15 protein-coding genes and 1 pseudogene are annotated in these 16,304 nt (G+C 55.8%); 8 read left to right on the plus strand and 8 right to left on the minus strand.

Features of this window, described 5'->3' with window-relative positions:
- Positions 1 to 25 precede the first annotated feature (25 nt).
- On the minus strand, positions 26 to 922 hold the full coding sequence (gene cynR, locus KJA79_RS12830; protein WP_213042449.1) for a transcriptional regulator CynR: 897 nt from the start codon (positions 920 to 922) through the stop codon (positions 26 to 28).
- A 130-nt stretch (positions 923 to 1,052) separates the two neighbouring features.
- Here cynR and KJA79_RS12835 point away from each other — a divergent pair, with 130 nt between their 5' ends.
- Both KJA79_RS12835 and KJA79_RS12840 read left to right on the plus strand, forming a co-directional pair.
- The gene (locus KJA79_RS12835) at positions 1,053 to 1,775 is read left to right on the plus strand and encodes an MOSC domain-containing protein (RefSeq protein WP_213042450.1); all 723 of its coding nucleotides are present in this window, start codon (positions 1,053 to 1,055) and stop codon (positions 1,773 to 1,775) included.
- A 25-nt stretch (positions 1,776 to 1,800) separates the two neighbouring features.
- Positions 1,801 to 2,139: a hypothetical protein gene (locus tag KJA79_RS12840; RefSeq protein WP_213042451.1), complete on the plus strand. Its 339-nt coding sequence runs from the start codon at positions 1,801 to 1,803 to the stop codon at positions 2,137 to 2,139.
- Positions 2,140 to 2,217: 78 nt separating this feature from the next.
- Here KJA79_RS12840 and KJA79_RS12845 read toward each other — a convergent pair whose 3' ends face one another.
- The 4 genes from KJA79_RS12845 to KJA79_RS12860 form a co-directional block, all read right to left on the minus strand.
- On the minus strand, positions 2,218 to 2,901 hold the full coding sequence (locus tag KJA79_RS12845) for a hypothetical protein (RefSeq protein WP_213042452.1): 684 nt from the start codon (positions 2,899 to 2,901) through the stop codon (positions 2,218 to 2,220).
- A gap of 94 nt (positions 2,902 to 2,995) precedes the next feature.
- A complete protein-coding gene (locus KJA79_RS12850; protein WP_213042453.1) occupies positions 2,996 to 3,436 on the minus strand; it encodes a response regulator in 441 nt (146 codons plus the stop codon).
- A 222-nt stretch (positions 3,437 to 3,658) separates the two neighbouring features.
- Complete coding sequence (gene ada / locus KJA79_RS12855; RefSeq protein ID WP_213042880.1) at positions 3,659 to 4,795, minus strand: bifunctional DNA-binding transcriptional regulator/O6-methylguanine-DNA methyltransferase Ada; 1,137 nt, start codon at positions 4,793 to 4,795, stop codon at positions 3,659 to 3,661.
- 113 nt (positions 4,796 to 4,908) lie between these two features.
- Positions 4,909 to 5,274, minus strand: a complete 366-nt coding sequence (locus KJA79_RS12860) for a hypothetical protein (RefSeq protein ID WP_213042454.1) — start codon at positions 5,272 to 5,274, stop codon at positions 4,909 to 4,911.
- A gap of 449 nt (positions 5,275 to 5,723) precedes the next feature.
- On the opposite strand from KJA79_RS12860, the gene KJA79_RS12865 reads away from it, so the two are divergent.
- Positions 5,724 to 6,809, plus strand: a complete 1,086-nt coding sequence (locus tag KJA79_RS12865) for an SGNH/GDSL hydrolase family protein (RefSeq protein ID WP_213042455.1) — start codon at positions 5,724 to 5,726, stop codon at positions 6,807 to 6,809.
- A gap of 77 nt (positions 6,810 to 6,886) precedes the next feature.
- Here KJA79_RS12865 and cydB read toward each other — a convergent pair.
- The 3 genes and pseudogenes from cydB to KJA79_RS12880 all read right to left on the minus strand — a co-directional run.
- Positions 6,887 to 7,822: pseudogene (gene cydB, locus KJA79_RS12870) on the minus strand (cytochrome d ubiquinol oxidase subunit II); the annotation flags it as partial.
- Between the two features lie 112 nt (positions 7,823 to 7,934).
- A complete protein-coding gene (locus tag KJA79_RS12875) occupies positions 7,935 to 9,284 on the minus strand; it encodes a cytochrome ubiquinol oxidase subunit I (protein ID WP_213042457.1) in 1,350 nt (449 codons plus the stop codon).
- Between the two features lie 31 nt (positions 9,285 to 9,315).
- Positions 9,316 to 9,786, minus strand: coding sequence for a hemerythrin domain-containing protein (locus tag KJA79_RS12880; protein WP_213042458.1), 471 nt, complete (start codon positions 9,784 to 9,786; stop codon positions 9,316 to 9,318).
- 1,142 nt (positions 9,787 to 10,928) lie between these two features.
- Between KJA79_RS12880 and KJA79_RS12885 the strand changes: the two genes are divergently transcribed.
- The 5 genes from KJA79_RS12885 to KJA79_RS12905 all read left to right on the plus strand — a co-directional run bounded on the left by KJA79_RS12885 (position 10,929) and on the right by KJA79_RS12905 (position 16,222).
- Positions 10,929 to 12,662: a DUF262 domain-containing protein gene (locus KJA79_RS12885; RefSeq protein ID WP_213042459.1), complete on the plus strand. Its 1,734-nt coding sequence runs from the start codon at positions 10,929 to 10,931 to the stop codon at positions 12,660 to 12,662.
- A 379-nt stretch (positions 12,663 to 13,041) separates the two neighbouring features.
- Positions 13,042 to 14,058: a helix-turn-helix transcriptional regulator gene (locus tag KJA79_RS12890; protein ID WP_213042460.1), complete on the plus strand. Its 1,017-nt coding sequence runs from the start codon at positions 13,042 to 13,044 to the stop codon at positions 14,056 to 14,058.
- Between the two features lie 184 nt (positions 14,059 to 14,242).
- Complete coding sequence (locus KJA79_RS12895) at positions 14,243 to 14,482, plus strand: hypothetical protein (protein WP_213042461.1); 240 nt, start codon at positions 14,243 to 14,245, stop codon at positions 14,480 to 14,482.
- Between the two features lie 57 nt (positions 14,483 to 14,539).
- Positions 14,540 to 14,749 carry a hypothetical protein gene (locus tag KJA79_RS12900; RefSeq protein WP_213042462.1) on the plus strand — a complete coding sequence of 70 codons (210 nt, stop codon included), beginning with the start codon at positions 14,540 to 14,542 and terminating at the stop codon, positions 14,747 to 14,749.
- 207 nt (positions 14,750 to 14,956) lie between these two features.
- Positions 14,957 to 16,222, plus strand: a complete 1,266-nt coding sequence (locus KJA79_RS12905; RefSeq protein ID WP_213042463.1) for an ATP-binding protein — start codon at positions 14,957 to 14,959, stop codon at positions 16,220 to 16,222.
- Positions 16,223 to 16,304: the final 82 nt, after the last annotated feature.

The following is a 16,304-nucleotide window of genomic DNA, read 5'->3' on the forward strand; positions in this document are numbered from 1 at the left end:
CACAGCCATGGCACCTCGACCCCGTTTACACAGGCCAATGCTCCTCGACGACCAGCCGCACGTGATCCATCAGGGCTTTGGCCGCGCCGCTTCGATACCCGCCCTTTCTCCACAACAATCCGACCGCGCGCCGGGGTGTGGGATTCATCAACGAGATGCTCCGGAGTGCCGCATTCCCCTTCAAACCCAGCGACAGTCGCGGCAGCAGGGTCGCCAACCGGCTCGTCCGCACCGTCGCCAGAATGCCATCGATCGAGTTCATTTCGACGGTCACCCTGGGACGGATCCCGACTTGTTCAAAACTGGCATCCAACAGCCGACGGGTGCAGTAGAGATTCGGCAGGAGCACCAGCGGCTCATCCGCCAAGACGGCCAGCGGCAACCGGCGGCGTGAGGCCAGACGGTGTCGGGACGAGGCAATCAGCACAAAGTCTTCCTCAAAGAGCGGCTGACTCTCAATGCGATCGGACCCGGCCGGAACAAACCCGATGCCTAGGTCTACGGTCCCGTGCTTGATCCGATCTTCGATATCCGGACCGGACAATTCATCGAATTTGAGCAACACCCGCGGATGGAGCGTCGAGAATCGACTCACGATTTCGGGGACCAAATAGGCGTTGACGGTCTGGACGACACCCACCGTCAGCGTCCCTCGCTGCAGGCCTTCCTCCTCGGCGATCGCCACCTGGGCCAGCTCCATCTCCCGCAGGGCCCGCCGGGCATGTTCGCGGAAGATCGCGCCTGCCCGCGTCAACTGAACCGAGCGACCCACGCGATCGAACAGCGGCACCCCGACTTCCTGTTCCAGTTGTTTGATCTGAGCGGACAGGGCCGGCTGGGACACCGGCAACCCCTCGGCCGCCTTGGTGAAATGCAGGGCATCGGCTACGGCCAGGAAGTACCGGAGGTGGCGAAATTCCATACCACCTCTTATCATAATTAGAAGTGATGATTCTAATCAGAACAAACACTTTGACGCATGGTCCGGCTGGGCACTAGGTTGCCGCAGGCGGGTCGATCGACCACCCCGGCCGTTTCACAGGAATCCACTCATGCAACACACAACCGGCCTCATCTGGTCTATTCAGGTGGGATTGCCAGAGCAACGCGGCCACGAAGGCCCCGACGATCCGGCGCAGAAGGCCTGGACCACCGGGATCTTCAAGCACACCGTGTCCGGACCGGTCCGGCTATATCGCCATCATCTTGAGGGAGACGGTCAGGCGGATCTCATCCACCACGGAGGCCTGGACAAGGCCGTCTGTGCCTATCCATCAGAACATTGGTTCCATTGGCACGGAACTCTGCCGCCGCATCAACTCACCGGCGGAGCCTTCGGAGAAAACTTCACGCTCCAAGGACTCACGGAAGAAGACGTCTGCATCGGGGATGTCTTTTCAGTGGGCTCGGCCGTCCTTCAGATTTCACAACCGCGGCAACCCTGTTGGAAACTGGCTCGTCGCTGGCAGCGCAAAGACCTGGCCCTCCTGGTCGAACAAACAGGTTTGACGGGCTGGTATTTCCGGGTCCTGCAGGAGGGCATGGTGGAAATGAATGCCGCCCTGCGCCTGATGGAACGCCCGTTTCCGGAATGGACGATCGCCACGGCCAACCACATCATGCACCACGAACGGGACAACAGGACCGCGGCTGAACACCTGAGCGGCTGTCCCCTTCTCTCCGCAAGCTGGCAACAGACATTACGACAACGGGTGAAGAGCCAGAACGAGCCGGATCCGCAGCGACGACGACTTGGAGACCAACATGCTGAATAATTTTCTCGTCAATAGGAGGTGTTGTATGACGCGTGCGCTGTTCCTCTCCTGCAGCTTGGCTGTGGGCATGACACTCGCGGTGAGTTCCTGGTGCGCCGCCGAAAGTGCCACCACCATCAACATCCTGTCTCCGCGCAACGGCGAAACGGTGGCCGGGACGTTTGACATCAAATATGAAATCTTGAACGCCCCGGCGGGCAACCACGCACACGTCTACCTGGATGGGGCCTATCAGAAGGGATTCAAGGGTACCTTTACTCACGTGCCCAAGGGAGAGCATACGATCACGGTTAAGATCGCCGATCACGACCACAAGGATACCGGGTCTGCGACGGACAGCATTACCGTCAACGTCGGGGAATAACACGGACCACGAGCCGCTTCGAGGAGCGTGACCGGGGAGGCGGCGAAGACGCGACCGCCTCCCAGCTACGGCGATGTCCTACTGTCCACCCTGTGTCGAGGCATGGGTGGACGTGCCCTGCAGGTCCATTTCAAATACCACGGTGCCGTCGGGATTCTTCGGATCCAAACGACTCGGCATCCGGTCTGCCGCCAACTTCACCAGCGGCACGGCGACTATATGCGGCGCTTTCTCCGACGGATTGGAATGCAGGGCGATACGGACGGTCTTCGGCCGTTGGCTCGGCGCCACCTGGGTCAGCGTTTCCTTCTCCATAAATCCCACCAACATGCCGCTGCCGTCGGCCAGTTTATGGATTTCGTAGGCATTGCCGACGGGAGCCGTGCGGTCGACCGCCAGATCCGGACTCTGCGTCACCAGAGCCATGCCGAGAAGCCGTGGCAGAATAAAGCCGAACGAGCCGGTGGGGGCCTGCGAGAACAGCATTTTTGGTGTGGAGGCGCCGAGTTCGGCCACCCCGTTCTTGCTCCGCAACTGTCGACGCAGCTCCGCTTCATTCCCTGCCCCATCAATGATGACGACCGCCGGGGCGGCCTTTTGGACCGGCAACACCTCGGTCTTCCCACCGCCAGGGCTTGTCCCGCCTCGTGCGGCATTGAGCGGGGCCGGGAGAAGCCCCGTAAGACACAGTCCCACCACACCGGCGACTGCGAGGGAGTGAAGCAAAGAGCGGGGAATGAATCGCACCATCACGTCACACATAACTGCTGATCCTCCTGAGCCAACAATAGCGGTTGTTCGGAAGGATTCTAGAAAGCCGCCCATCGAAAATCAAACAGGAAGGAGGGGGCCGGGATCATGGATAAAAACTAAATCGACGCCCGGCAATGGCTTGCGCGACCGACGAGAGGATCTGCTCCCGCTCCGCCGGCTTCTCCAGCCACAGCACCACGCCCTGTTCTCGTAGCAACTGGGCCAGGCGTTCATCATGGTAGCCGGTCAACACAATGACCGGGAGAGAAGGATACTGGGCACGAAAATATCCAATGGCCTCCACCCCATTGATCCGCGGCATGCGGATATCGCAAATAATAGCATCGAGCATTAGCGGGTTGTCGCCGCTGCCTAAGACCTCGACCGCCCGCCCGCCGTCCTCTGCTTCCTCTACATCATATCCCGCCTGTGTCAACGTCTTGCGGAGCAGTGTGCGGATGGAGTCTTCGTCGTCTACCACCAAGACTCGCCCAAGGCACACCTTCTCGCTCATCTCCTGCCCGAACGGCCGCGCCATTCCCATGATGCCCTCCCTTCCTCCCGGCTCGTGTATACGTGCGATAACAGAATGCAAGGACGACGCCTCAGGGATTGAGCAAAACAGGCTCACCAATTCAACAGGTTACTAAGCAATTCGGCTTCTGCGGGCGGCGGTGAGGGGAAAACGGTGGTGGAATCAATCCAGCCATGGTGCAACTGCACCATGACCAGATGACATCACATGCTGAAACGGAGGCAGCCGGCCTCAGGCAAGGCCGTCTGGTGGCTGATCTGCAGATGTGGAGCAAGATCCGGCCACCTGCCCGCTGCGCTCGGCTTCCCGGGCAAGCAAGACACGTTTCCGTTCGACGCCCCAGCGATACCCCGCCGGGTCACCGTCCTGACGGATGACTCGATGACAGGGGATCGCAACGGCCAGAGGATTCGCCCCGCAGGCCTTCCCGACCGCTCGCACCGACGCCGGCCTGCCGATGCGACGGGCGATCTCACGATAGGTCGCCGTCGATCCGACAGGGATTCGCTGCAGCGCATTCCAAACCAGTTGCTGAAAGACCGTGCCCCGGATGTCTAGCGGGAGGCTCAGCCCACGCTGCGGCTCTTCGATAAACCCCACGACAATCGACACCACCCGTTCGAACGCGGCATCCCCGCCGATCAGGTGCGCACGGGGAAAACGAGCCTGAAGATCCCGCACCAGGTGCTCCGGATCATCACCCAGAAGAATGGCACAGACCCCCCGCAGACTTTGGGCGACCACGATGGCGCCCAGCGAACAGTGGCCCACGGCAAACCACAGATCGGTCTGCGTGCCGCCGGCACGGTATCGGGAAGGAGTCATGCCCAGCAGTGCATGAGACACGGCATAGAACCGGCCGCTGGACTCAAAGCCGGCGTCAAACATGGCTGCAGTCACCGGGCGCCCCCGCTCCAATTCCAACCGCAGGCGTTTCGCCCGCTGTGCCGCGGCATAGGCCCTCGGCGTCAGCCCGACCACCGACGTGAACAGCCGATGAAAATGGGAAGCACTCAACCGCGCTCGCCTGGCCAGCTCAGCGAGAGACGGCATGTGGTCGGACTGCTCAATCAGTCGGCAGATCTCCACCATGCTCTCCAGATGCGGCTCGACTGCAGAAGGCAGCTCGGGTCGGCAGCGTCGGCAGGGCCGGAATCCCGCCTGTTCCGCTTCCTCGCCGCTCGCATAAAACTGGACATGCTCAGGCCGCGGCCGACGTGAGGGACAGGATGGCCGACAATACACGCCGGTTGTCCGTACCGAGTAATAGACGCGTCCATCCATGGCGCAGTCACGGGCCAACAGCGCCGCCCAGCACCGCTCCCACGACAAGGCGGGCGGGCCGGGCCGTTCTGCCGGAGGAGACATGTTCGTTGTCGGTCGTCCCTGTCCCATGGCGTTCCTGCCGATATACTAACGACTCCCGCCGGACACCACACTCCGATCCTTGCTCCCACATTCACCCTCGGCCGGCCTGGGGATTACTTCGTCTCGACTGCAATCCCTTGCACCTGAGTACAGGCTCGTGAGAACAGGATAAAATATTGGAAGTAGCCGTCGACCGTCACCTCGACGATCGCGTCGGCCAATGGTTTGATGCGCAACGCATCTTCAACGGCATTGCGCAGTTCATTCCCGCCGGTGACGGGAATGAATCCCAGCAGATAATAGACACAGTCCTGCCCACGCACTTTCCCAAGTTCGGTATATCCGCCAGGAGCCAACGGCTTCGTCGAAGGAGCAATGCCGCCGGGGTGATGCATACAGCCGGCCGTGAGCCCCGCCGCCAACAATACCGCCGCCGTCCAACCGCGCAAGCTCCAGTGCTTGGGAAACTGTTTCAGCATGACGTGTCCTTCCTTTCGTGTGCACGGCCGTCACCGGCCATGCGGTGTCACATCCACGTTGGGAGTACCATGGGGATGATGGTCAAGGAGTCGGTACGAGCGTGACCGAGCAGAGCAACGACCGCTAGGATGTAATCCTATCTTGCACGTCTCCAGCCCCGTCCTCAACCCTAAAAGCGCCGTCGCCGCCCGTTGACCGGATGTGGTACAGAGTTGAAATGTTGAACACCGTCAGGTACGAGACAGCACCGAGGGATCGACGGACGCGAGCCGGCGAGGGCCGCCACGCCTCCCAGACTCCGGCAATTTCATTGCCTCTCAGGAATTACCTGATACTATTTGTACGCAGAACGTGAGAACGTGCCTGACGCCGCCTCACCCAATCCCCATGTGGAGCGTAACAAGTCTATGACATCGAGGGCCATCTTGCGCACTGCCGTAGGAGTACCATGAGCAAGAGACTCGCGATGGTGACCGCGGCAGGCGTCTTCATGCTTCTGCTCCTGGGCTTACTCCTGGCGCTGGGGGAAGTGGTGATTCGCTCCGTGCATCTCCTGCGGGACGGGATCCCCTTCTTTGAAAGCAACGCCGGCGGCAGAGTTGGCCCGATTACGCTGGACTCAGACTTGGGATGGAAGGCCACCGAGCACTATCAAGAAGCGTTGGTGGAGAAAACCTACGGCGGCGCGCTCTACCAGGTCCGGCGTTCCCAAGCCCAGTACGGATTTCGCCGTTATGGGGATGTGAACGCCCGTCGCCCCAAGATGCTGGTCATCGGTGATTCTTTCACCCATGCCACCGCCGTCTCTGACGATCGGACTTATCATGCACTCCTGTCCTCTCTGCTTGACGTCGAAGTCTTCGCCTATGGAGCCGGTGGGTACGGCACGCTGCAGGAGTTTCTCATCCTTGATCGGTACTTCGACACCATTCGACCCGATGTGATCCTCTGGCAATACTGCGTCAATGACTTCATCAATAACGATAATGAACTCGAACGCCTCAGCCGCCTCAACAACAACGGCTGGGTCCGGCCCTACTGGCGCGACGGGACGATTCAGCTGTTGTCGCCGAAGGAATCCTCCATTCAGGTCCGGGATTGGATCAACCATCACAGCCGTTTTTTGTACTTCATCGTCACCAGGCTCGACCGACTCCGCGCCATTAGCACGCGAGACACGGTCGAGGTGGATATTGAAGCCGAGGGCCTGCGTCACCCCGGGTTTGCCCGCTCGGTGCGCATCACAGATGAGTTGATGGGGCGGGTGCGGGCACGCGTCGGCACGCGCCCGATCATGGCGTTTAACTGTGCGCAGGCCGAACCGTACAATCAAGCGTTCCGCGACATCTCCACGCACCACGGTATTACGTATTGGGAAGACGTGGCCCCCGTGGTTCAGGCGGCGGCAGACCGAGGCGAAGATGTGTATGCGGCAGACGGCGGCCACTGGAATGAGCGCGGGCATGAACTGGCGGCCCGGGCGCTCGCGGATCACATACGAACGGAACTTACCCGCACGTCTCCTCGACCATAAACGCCCTGCTCTTCTCGCACGCCCGGGCGCTCCCCTGGTGCGACGCCTCACCCCGTGCCGCTTCCGCCGATACTGATTCATGCCCCATGCGAATGATGAGATGCCGACGCCACCGGGCCGGCGAACAGACGACGGATCAGCCATTGGTAGCACATCACGAGTGTCAGTCCCGGAAGCGCCCACCACAGGGCAACTTGAAGTGCGCCTCGTTCCGCGGCAGCGCCGGCAATGGTCACACTGTTGGCAGGATCGATCGCCATCAGCAGATTCGGGTAGGTCCCCCAGGCGAGTGTGATAAGGAACGAGGCGATCAGAAGGCAGGAGGAGACGAACGCGGCCACCTGTCGGTGTCGCACATGAAACAAGAGAACTAGCACCAGCGCGGCCACACTCGTTGCAGGCCAGACGCACCCGGCAGGATTGGTCACATAATTCTCACGCACCGCTGGTTGGACGAATGGCCAAGCCACATACAACGCCGACAGCGATACGGCTGCAAGCGCTGAGACGGTCCCAACCACACTCCGGCTCTTCTCCCGGAGCGGGCCGATCGTCTTCATCGCAAGATACGTGGCCCCGTGTAATCCGAGCAGCAGGACCATCGTCAGGCCGCTCAGCAAGGTGAACCAGTCGAGCATGCCGGGATGTACGCCGGGGCGAGAGTCTGTCCAAAGGGGAAGAAAGAAATAGCCCTCCGCGTTCAACGGCACACCGCGACTCACATTCCCTACAAGCAGCCCCAACAACAAGGCCAACAGCAGACCGGAAACGGAAAAGATCGCGTCCCAGCCGGCGCGCCAGAGCTGATGCTCCACATGCCCTCGCAATTCGAACGCCAGGCCACGCCCGATCAAGAGCCATAACAGAATCATCAGGGCCAAATAGAACCCGCTGAAGCCGGCCGCGTAGGCCTTTGGAAAAGCCAAGAACAACAGCGCGCTTCCCCCGATCAGCCACACCTCATTCCCTGTCCACACAGGCCCAATCGTGGCTCGCACCATGCCTCGTTCCGACTCGGTTGGGCCACGAAGGGCACGAGCATCGCGACGCCAACATCATACCCATCCAATACGACATACACCGTGAGTACAGAGATGAGGATGGCATACCACAGAGTTTCCACGACTAGCTTCCTGCTTGTACTGAGGCGTGCATTGGTCCCGTCGGACCACGCCGGATCAACTCAATGAATAACATGACGAACAGCAAGCCCAAACCGAGATAGAGTCCAAGGAAGCTGAGCAACGTGAAGAGGGCATTGCCCGATTGCACAAGAGGCGAGAGTCCCTCCGCCGTGCGAAACAGACCGTACACCAGCCAAGGCTGGCGCCCCAATTCGGCCGTCATCCAACCGGCGGTCGTGGCGACATAGGAAACGGGCGCAGTGCGCAATAGGAGCCAAAGCAGCCACCGAGACGTCCACAACCTTCCACGGCCCAACCAGAAGAGAGCCGCCCCCATCACCACGACCAACCAGGTCCCAAGTCCGACCATGATGTGGTATGCGTAGTAAAGCAGCGCAATCTGCCCCGGCCACTCGTGTCGCGGAAACGCATCCAACCCCTGAACCTTGGCATACAAATCGGCATACAACAGCACACTCAGGGCCGAGGGAAGCACCAACGGATTATCGATCGTCATCGTCTCTACATTGGGTTGCCCGAGCAACACGATGTCCGCCCCACGCTCACTGCGGAACAGTCCCTCAAACGCGGCTCCCTTGATCGGTTGAAATTCAAAGACCTGTCGCGCGCTCTCATGACCGGTCGGCGTGATCACGAGCACCGACGCCAACGCCCCCGCGATGACGGCGGTTCGAAGATAGGTCCTGGCGTGAGCGAGATACTGCCCCGCAAGCTGGTAGAACGCACCGACGGCCGCCATGACCGACGCGGCGGTCAACACCGACGCGGTCATGTTATGTGAGAACTGCCAGACGAGCCAAGGATTCGTGAGCAGATCCCACAGCTGTTCGACAGTCACACGACCATCGGCGGTGACCCGGTAGACCACCGGATGCTGCATCCAGGCACTCGTCGCCAGGATGAAATAGCCTGAGAGCCAGGCACCCACGAACAACATGAGGGTAGTCAACCAGAGCACGCGCCGACTGACTCGCGTGGCTCCGAACAAGAGAACGCCGAGGAATGAGGACTCCAGGAAAAACGCAAACACCCCTTCCATCGCCAGCATCTGCCCGATGACACCCCCGGCATAATCGGAGAAGGCAGCCCAGTTGGTCCCGAATTGAAATTCCAGTGGAATGCCCGTGACCACGCCGAAGGCAAAGGTCAACGCAAAGATGCCCGTCCAGAAGTGCGCCGCATCGTGAAAATGATCGCCGCCACTCAGAAGGTCCCTACTGCGCAGATACAACAATAACAGCGCGAGGCCCATAGTGAGTTGCGGATAGAGATAGTGAAACGTGGCCGTGACGGCAAATTGCAGCCGGTCATAGAGCAATGCATTGTCCATGAGCACCCAATGCCCAGTTTCTCTGTGCTGTTCATGTCCGTCGTGAAGACTTGCCGGTGCCTTTCGCTCTCATCTTCTTTTTCCCCGCTGATTTCATGATCAGGGCGTCCTTCCGTTTCGCAACCGCCACCTCAAGCGCCTCCCAATCAATATCCCTGCGTTCGGCCTCCGGCAGCATCTCACCTTCTTCCTCCTCAATGTGGTGCTTCACGAGCTCAGTCAATACACAAAATTTGGCGTGAAACTTTTCGTCCTTCGGTTTGAGCTTCTTCAACTCAGCGATCAGCACATGCACAAGATGGTGCTCCTCCACGGCTTCATTCATCATGTCGCTGTCATCAATAGCGTTGCGGATCGCCGGATAGATCACCTTCTCTTCAAGCTCGGCGTGAATGTCCAACTCGGAAATCGCCCGCGCGGCGATCGCGCCTTGCGCCTGACCATCGGCGGCTTCGAATTCTTCAAACAGACGCTTCACGTTCTCATGATCTTCCTTCAACATCTCCACGACCCCGGATACACATGTAGTTTTCCCCGCCATAACGAGCCTCCCTTTGGTGGAAACAAGTACCAGCCTGTTGAGACAACCTAGCAACATTGTGTGTGAGTGAGAGCTCGTATCATCCCTAGTTCGTTGGAGGCTCACAATGAGTCGGCTTCGAGAGTCGAGGTCAACAGACTGCGTGTGCAACACCAGCCAGGCTAAGCGTTTCGGGAACAGCGGCTCGCTTCTGCAAGCCTCCCGCTGAGAACTTCGCATATGAATGATTTGTGGTTCCTGATGGAGGCGGACGAAGAAGTCCCCGACAGAGCGCGTGAGGACCCGAGGCGAACGGAGACGAAGCGGGCCGACCTACCTGCATGATTCCTGACGCTTTGCTGGAAAACCGCGAAGCCGTGACGCGAGCGGGCGCCTGGATTCTGAAGCAGGGCGGCACACTGAAAACACGTGTTGATCGATCACGCAGGCGAGCCCACCTATCTGGCCGCACAACAACCACGCCCAGGATTGTCTTAGCGGCACCTGCAGGGGAGCTTACAACGACACCAGCAGTCAGGACGTGTGAGCATGCACACATTCAGCGCGGCAAGAGCTATCGGGAGTGGGCCGAAGAGGCAGATTGTCTCGTAAGCGATTGATTTATGGTGGTGAGTCGGCTGGGATTCGAACCCAGGACCCTCGCCTTAAAAGGGCCCCAGGCGACAAGTAAAATCAATGGTTTGCACGCTGAAACATTCCAATTTGCTACACCGTTTTACAATGGCTTACAGATAGGCTGTCCGATATAGGACGCGGATTACAGGCAATGGCCATGCTCGGCTACCCACTCTGGTCTGCAAGGACGATCACCTCACCGACAAAATGAATGTATTAGTCTCTGCGGTTCCTACACGAACGCTCAAAATGTGTTCGCCGCGGCATATGACTAGTTTTCTTATCGACATACTGTCTGAGCCCACCCGTAGTACAACCCGACCGAGCCGACTTTCTTCTCAGCGCGAATATTGGATTTAGAGCGACGTACTTTTTCGGGCTAGTCCTACACTGCAATGCTGTAGACAAAGTTCTGAGGGCATGCTACTGAAGGCTTCCAGGCTCGACTTTTTCATATTGCCTTCTATCTGGCATAAAGGAGACAGACAATGTCCAAGTGGAAAAGTGAGACGATTTCTGACGTTGTTTTGGAAATAAATAACGATGAATTTGTGTTGCCAGTCATACAACGTCGCCTTGTTTGGACTGAAGACCAAATTGCACTTCTATTCGACTCCGCTATAAAGAGGAATGCATTTGGGGGAATTATGGTGCTTCAAGAGCGTAAAAATGACAAACCACTTTTTGAAAGTCGAGAATTCACTTCCGACGGGACTCCGGTCAAATCAACGGAGCGCTCAGATCACATCGAGAGGGATCGCTCTTTCGTCATTGACGGCCAACAGCGTCTTCAAGCTTTTTTCATCGGCTTGAAGGGGACCTTAGAGGGAAAGCTTCTGTATATAGATTTGGCGAGCGACGGTCTTAACGCCGATTATGATCTCCGGTTCACTGCGCAATCAGCCCAGTTACCAAAGCAATCCAAGGATGAGGATGGTCTTCAGCGTCAGAAGGTTTGGTATTCAGTGCCATCTTTGTATGAGAGGTTACGGAGCGCGAATGATGCTGATGCCGTTTCGAGAGAAATAATCGCCCATAAAAATTCGGAAGAAAAACTCAATGAGCAGGTGGAAACAAGGATTCGCAAGACCATTTCTGAATTTTACCAGGGAATCTTTATTGAAAGCGCTGTTGGAATTTGCAAGGTCGACTTATTGGGAGAGCAAGCAGAAAGAAACCGTCGTCTTCGAGTGGTTGAATTATTTAGGAGGTTGAATGAGGGTGGAACGAGGTTAAGCGCGTACGATCTTATTGCTGCCAGGCTAAAAGGATTCAATTATAAGATGGAGTCATTCCTGGATAGCCAATCAAAATATTCCCAGATTGGCTTGGGTCAGGATGAGTTAATTCGGCTGCTATTCATTCTACAGGACGATTCAAGGAGAGAGTTCTCCGAGGTCGGTGAAGAGGATGCGCTATTTGTTATAGGCAACGAAGAGCGTATCGTGTGCGTCCTGAAGTTGGTGGAGCAGTTCTTACATGCGACTGGACTATATGAATTCTTCTCCGGGGGACGTAGATCTGCTATTCCACTTTATTTCATTGCGTACCATCTCTATCACCAGACGGCTGACCTAACGAAGCTTAGTGAATGGTTTAATCGATTCGACACAAAATCTAATTCTACGAACACTTCCGGTTTATATCGTTGGATTCATTATTCCCTTCTTAACGGTGCCTTTAAGAGTAGGGGGGCTGGTTGGATAGCTTATAGAACCGGTGTGGCGAGAATTCTGGAAGCCATCCAAGGCACAAAGGGAAAACCATTTCCTACTGATGCAATATTCAAAGTGTACAAAGAATACCCCCTTACTTTCTTTAAAGATGGTGGACTTGATGCTGACGATCTCGATCGATTGGACCAGGATTTCGTCCTATACCTCATGTACAAAAAGGCACGTCAAATACGAGTAAATGATGTAGACCATATACATCCACGAAGTAGGCTAATGGGGAAAATGGAAACTCTTGGAGTTCAGCAGCATGACATTGATACGGTTCGTAATTATCAACTTCTTGATTCAGCTACTAATCGGGGAGAGAAACAGGCAAAACCATTTAAGCAATGGCTACTGAGCGTGGAGGATCCTAAGTTATACGTTACGCGGCACTTGATTCCAGTGGAACACGAGGGTCTAGACCTTCTTGATGAGAAGAATTTTTCCTTCTTTTTGAAGGAAAGATCAGGATTGATTTTGAAAAGTATCCAAGCAGAGTTCTAGCCCATCAGGACTTGGTATCACACATTCGCGCAGGACCTTCTCTTTAGCGATCGCGTCCCGCATCACTTCCGAGAATGTGGCCGTAAAGCCAATTAGCGATGGGAGTAATTGCTCCTCGACGATCCTGGGCCCATTCGAACGGTGAGAAGATCTCCCTTGATCCCGTTCAGCTTCTATTATTTGATTCACAGTGCATCTCCCTAGTCCGGGAGCCTATTCCAGGAGTTGCCAATATAATCCTCCAGAAAATGCGGTCCTGGCAACATCTATGGGTGGTCGAGACCGTGTTGAAGTGCCAGCTGGCTTTACGTTCGACTCTTACTTTGCCCCTTCATTGTTACTAGTAGAACGTGAGAAATCTTATGGAGGTCACAGTGGCATGAAAGACGTGCGAAGCCACGCACCACCCAAAAAAGGTCGGCCCTCCAAAGCTTACAGTCAGGCTGAACGGCTCGCCCGTATATTACGAGCGCTTGCAAGTCGAGCTATGACGGTCAAAGATATGTCGCAAGAGTTTGGTATTACCAGACGGCAGGTGTACCGGGATCTTGATCAAATTCACGAGCAAGGACACCCACTCGAACAGTCAGAGGGGGAAGGGCAAAAGACTTGGCAGCTACCGCTGGGATATAAAGGGATTCCGCCCATTACTGTCTCTCCCTATGAACTCATGGCGATCTATTGTGCGAAAAGCCATCTGGATTATCTCCGAGGCACCCCGTTTACGGATGATCTTGACCGACTCATTGCAAAAGTAGAAGCGGGTTTGTCGTACAAAGTTCTCAATCACCTGGCGCGTATCCACCAAGTGTTTTTACCGCGAGTAGGACCGTTACGGGACTATGCTGGAAAGAAGACGGTCATTAACCAATTGCAAAAGGCTTTGCTCCTTCAGCGTACAATCGTATTGATTCACGCGAGACCAGATCACGACGAGTCCGTAGAGCATCGTGTCGATCCCTATCGTCTAGTGCTTCACCAGTCGGGGCTGTACGTGGTTGGCTATTCGCATCGAGCGAAGGCTCTTCGTATGTTTGCAGTGGAACGGATGGCGTCGGCTAAAGTTCTTGAAGAGTGCTTCCGTCTGCCCGACGAGGTCGACCTTGATGCCATGTATGGAAAGGTATTCGGGTTAATTGATGAGCCGGCTCAGCGCATCCGTGTTCAGTTCACTTCGAATGTTGCCTATTTGGTAAAGGAACGTCGTTGGCATCCTAGTCAAACGGTGGACATCCTTGAGGATGGCTCTGTCGTGGTGAACTTTCTCACAGGAGGTATGGATGAAGTGGCCTCTTGGGTTCTCTCTTGGGCGGAAGATGCTAAAGTTCTGGAACCTCAAGCACTGATTGAGGTCGTGAAGGCGCGTCTTGCGCGGGCACGGAAGAATTACTGCTAAGCTATCCCTTCCGAAATCCTTTCTCTCCATCTAAGACAGAGCGGGCCGCCTAGTGACATTGCCTGTCACACTGGGGTGGTAGAGTGCGGCCATTCAACATTATTGACACTCTGGATGACGTACCGCAGTCACTCAGCCTGATATGAGGTGGTAGAACGCCCAAGTGTCAGGAAGGGAACCCTGGATGGAATGGCTATTGCCACTTATTTTGCAGATTGTGATCCCTGCTGACTCACTCATGCAAGTAACCTTAAACAAATCACTCGCGCAGGTAATACAAGAGCAGATCAGTTGCCGAAAAGAGTTCAATGAAGCCAAAAAAGAATTCGAAGAGGCGAATACCATTGATGACCCTCTCATACGTTTAATCGCGATTGATAAACTACGCCGAACCGTGTTGTTACGCTGCGGTGTTAGACCATAGCAGACAGACGTACACCCAAGGAATGCAGTTGTAATCTTCATCACAACGGAGGCCTGGATGAAACCGTTGATCTATAGAAACTGGCGAGGCAAAAGCTTCGTCATAGATGACACCTTTGTAGAGGATATTAAAGCACGGCTTATCGCGGAGGGAGAGGACCCTTCCGACTGGGATTACTTTACACCAGAATATCTGATGAAGGTATTGCCCACTATGGAGGCTCACGAGAGATGCATTCAATTAGAGGAGGCATGGAGCAGGTTGTGAAAGGCAAAGAGAAAATCACAAGGCCAATAGGTCCTCCTATTTAAGCGGTGGCGGCGTTGAGTAGTTCCTTGCAACAGTCTGCTATGACTTGCGTGCTTGCCATAAATGAACTCTAGCTCTGACGGCCAATGTTCGGCTTACATGTGACTTATCCTGTCACAACTTCATGCGAGATTCCTTGCACAGTACATTATGAAGGGAGAAAGCATGCGCGAGACTTTATTGGAGAATGAACAGGCACAGGCATTTCTGTTAGCCCACCCTTATCAGAAGGGGTGGAAAGTCTATCGGTATACAGAAGCGATCGCCGCACAACTATTCTTGTGTTTTCTTCCAGACTACTTAAGGGATCACTGCCCACAAGCTATTAGTCGCCGAGAATTAATCCGGCACCTATCGGATGATGAGCTGTTTGACGCTCCTTTTGTGGCGCATGCAACGCCGGCGGGGAATCCCTGGGATGTGAAATTAGATCTCAATGGAAGCGGTTGGAGGGGTTTGCTGGAATTCGAATGGGCAGACTTTCCCATCCATATTCTCGCAAGCTCGCTGTCGGCAAGGTATTCATGGACCGATGTATTTACCGTCGCCACCCAGTCGAATCGGGCCTTACGAAGCCTCCATCAGTCCTTAGCCCACTATGCGCGTAACGTCAGAATGAAAGGAAGGCCTGGACGAATCACGGTAATCAATGGCGATGACGTGGACGTGAGATCGGCCCCCTGGGACGACCTACTGCTACCACCCGGCATGGTGGAGGATATTCGGACGAGTGTCGAAGGTTTCTTTAGGAGTGAGCAGACCTATCAACAACTCGGCCTTCCCCATCGGCGTGGATTCCTCTTTACCGGACCTCCGGGATGCGGCAAGACCGCCACTATCAGAGCACTGACCACACATACCTCGGCCACTTTCGTGACCGTAGACGGACGGTATGATGTCGAAGATTACCATGTCGAACGGGCTTTGAATCTTGCTAATCAACAGTCACCGGCAGTGGTGATACTAGAAGACCTAGACAAACTCATTAGCTCGAATCGCATCTCTTTGGCTCATCTGCTGAATCTTTTGGATGGACTAAGAGAATTTAAAGGGGTTTTAGTGATCGCCACCTCGAACGAGCCTCAGAAATTAGATCCGGCGCTGCTGCACCGGCCTAGTCGGTTTGACCGAATTTGGAGATTTCCATTGCCCCGATACGAGCAGCGCTTGGAATTGTTGGTGAAAGTGGCCAGAGGGCAGTTCTCGATGGCAGCCGTCCAAGAGGTCGCGAGACAATCGGAGGGGTTTTCGATGGCGTATGTTCAAGAAATCGTAGTGAATGCCTTGCTGCGCTCCGTCGACCGGGGAGGCCAAACGGATGACGATGCTCTAACGACGAGTCTAGCGACAATGGAAGCTCAGCGTAAATCGGCGGCCAAGTCTGACGATGTGGCGGCACGCGAGAGCGTCGGTTTCGCTTGCAGCGGATAAGAACCCTGAGAACAAGGTATTCCTTTCCCGACGAGCTTGATTAGACGAACAAGTGATGCGGGCACCGTGAGTAGGACGTTTC

The sequence above is a fragment of the Nitrospira defluvii genome, assembly GCF_905220995.1.
Classification (GTDB): domain Bacteria; phylum Nitrospirota; class Nitrospiria; order Nitrospirales; family Nitrospiraceae; genus Nitrospira_A; species Nitrospira_A defluvii_C.

Coding starts and splice junctions, on each gene's coding strand:
- cynR (WP_213042449.1), bottom strand. CDS start 922: ATGGAATTTCGCCACCTCCGGTACTTCCTGGCCGTAGCCGATGCCCTG.
- KJA79_RS12835 (WP_213042450.1), top strand. CDS start 1,053: ATGCAACACACAACCGGCCTCATCTGGTCTATTCAGGTGGGATTGCCA.
- KJA79_RS12840 (WP_213042451.1), top strand. CDS start 1,801: ATGACGCGTGCGCTGTTCCTCTCCTGCAGCTTGGCTGTGGGCATGACA.
- KJA79_RS12845 (WP_213042452.1), bottom strand. CDS start 2,901: ATGTGTGACGTGATGGTGCGATTCATTCCCCGCTCTTTGCTTCACTCC.
- KJA79_RS12850 (WP_213042453.1), bottom strand. CDS start 3,436: ATGGGAATGGCGCGGCCGTTCGGGCAGGAGATGAGCGAGAAGGTGTGC.
- ada (WP_213042880.1), bottom strand. CDS start 4,795: ATGTCTCCTCCGGCAGAACGGCCCGGCCCGCCCGCCTTGTCGTGGGAG.
- KJA79_RS12860 (WP_213042454.1), bottom strand. CDS start 5,274: ATGCTGAAACAGTTTCCCAAGCACTGGAGCTTGCGCGGTTGGACGGCG.
- KJA79_RS12865 (WP_213042455.1), top strand. CDS start 5,724: ATGAGCAAGAGACTCGCGATGGTGACCGCGGCAGGCGTCTTCATGCTT.
- KJA79_RS12875 (WP_213042457.1), bottom strand. CDS start 9,284: ATGGACAATGCATTGCTCTATGACCGGCTGCAATTTGCCGTCACGGCC.
- KJA79_RS12880 (WP_213042458.1), bottom strand. CDS start 9,786: ATGTTGAAGGAAGATCATGAGAACGTGAAGCGTCTGTTTGAAGAATTC.
- KJA79_RS12885 (WP_213042459.1), top strand. CDS start 10,929: ATGTCCAAGTGGAAAAGTGAGACGATTTCTGACGTTGTTTTGGAAATA.
- KJA79_RS12890 (WP_213042460.1), top strand. CDS start 13,042: ATGAAAGACGTGCGAAGCCACGCACCACCCAAAAAAGGTCGGCCCTCC.
- KJA79_RS12895 (WP_213042461.1), top strand. CDS start 14,243: ATGGAATGGCTATTGCCACTTATTTTGCAGATTGTGATCCCTGCTGAC.
- KJA79_RS12900 (WP_213042462.1), top strand. CDS start 14,540: ATGAAACCGTTGATCTATAGAAACTGGCGAGGCAAAAGCTTCGTCATA.
- KJA79_RS12905 (WP_213042463.1), top strand. CDS start 14,957: ATGCGCGAGACTTTATTGGAGAATGAACAGGCACAGGCATTTCTGTTA.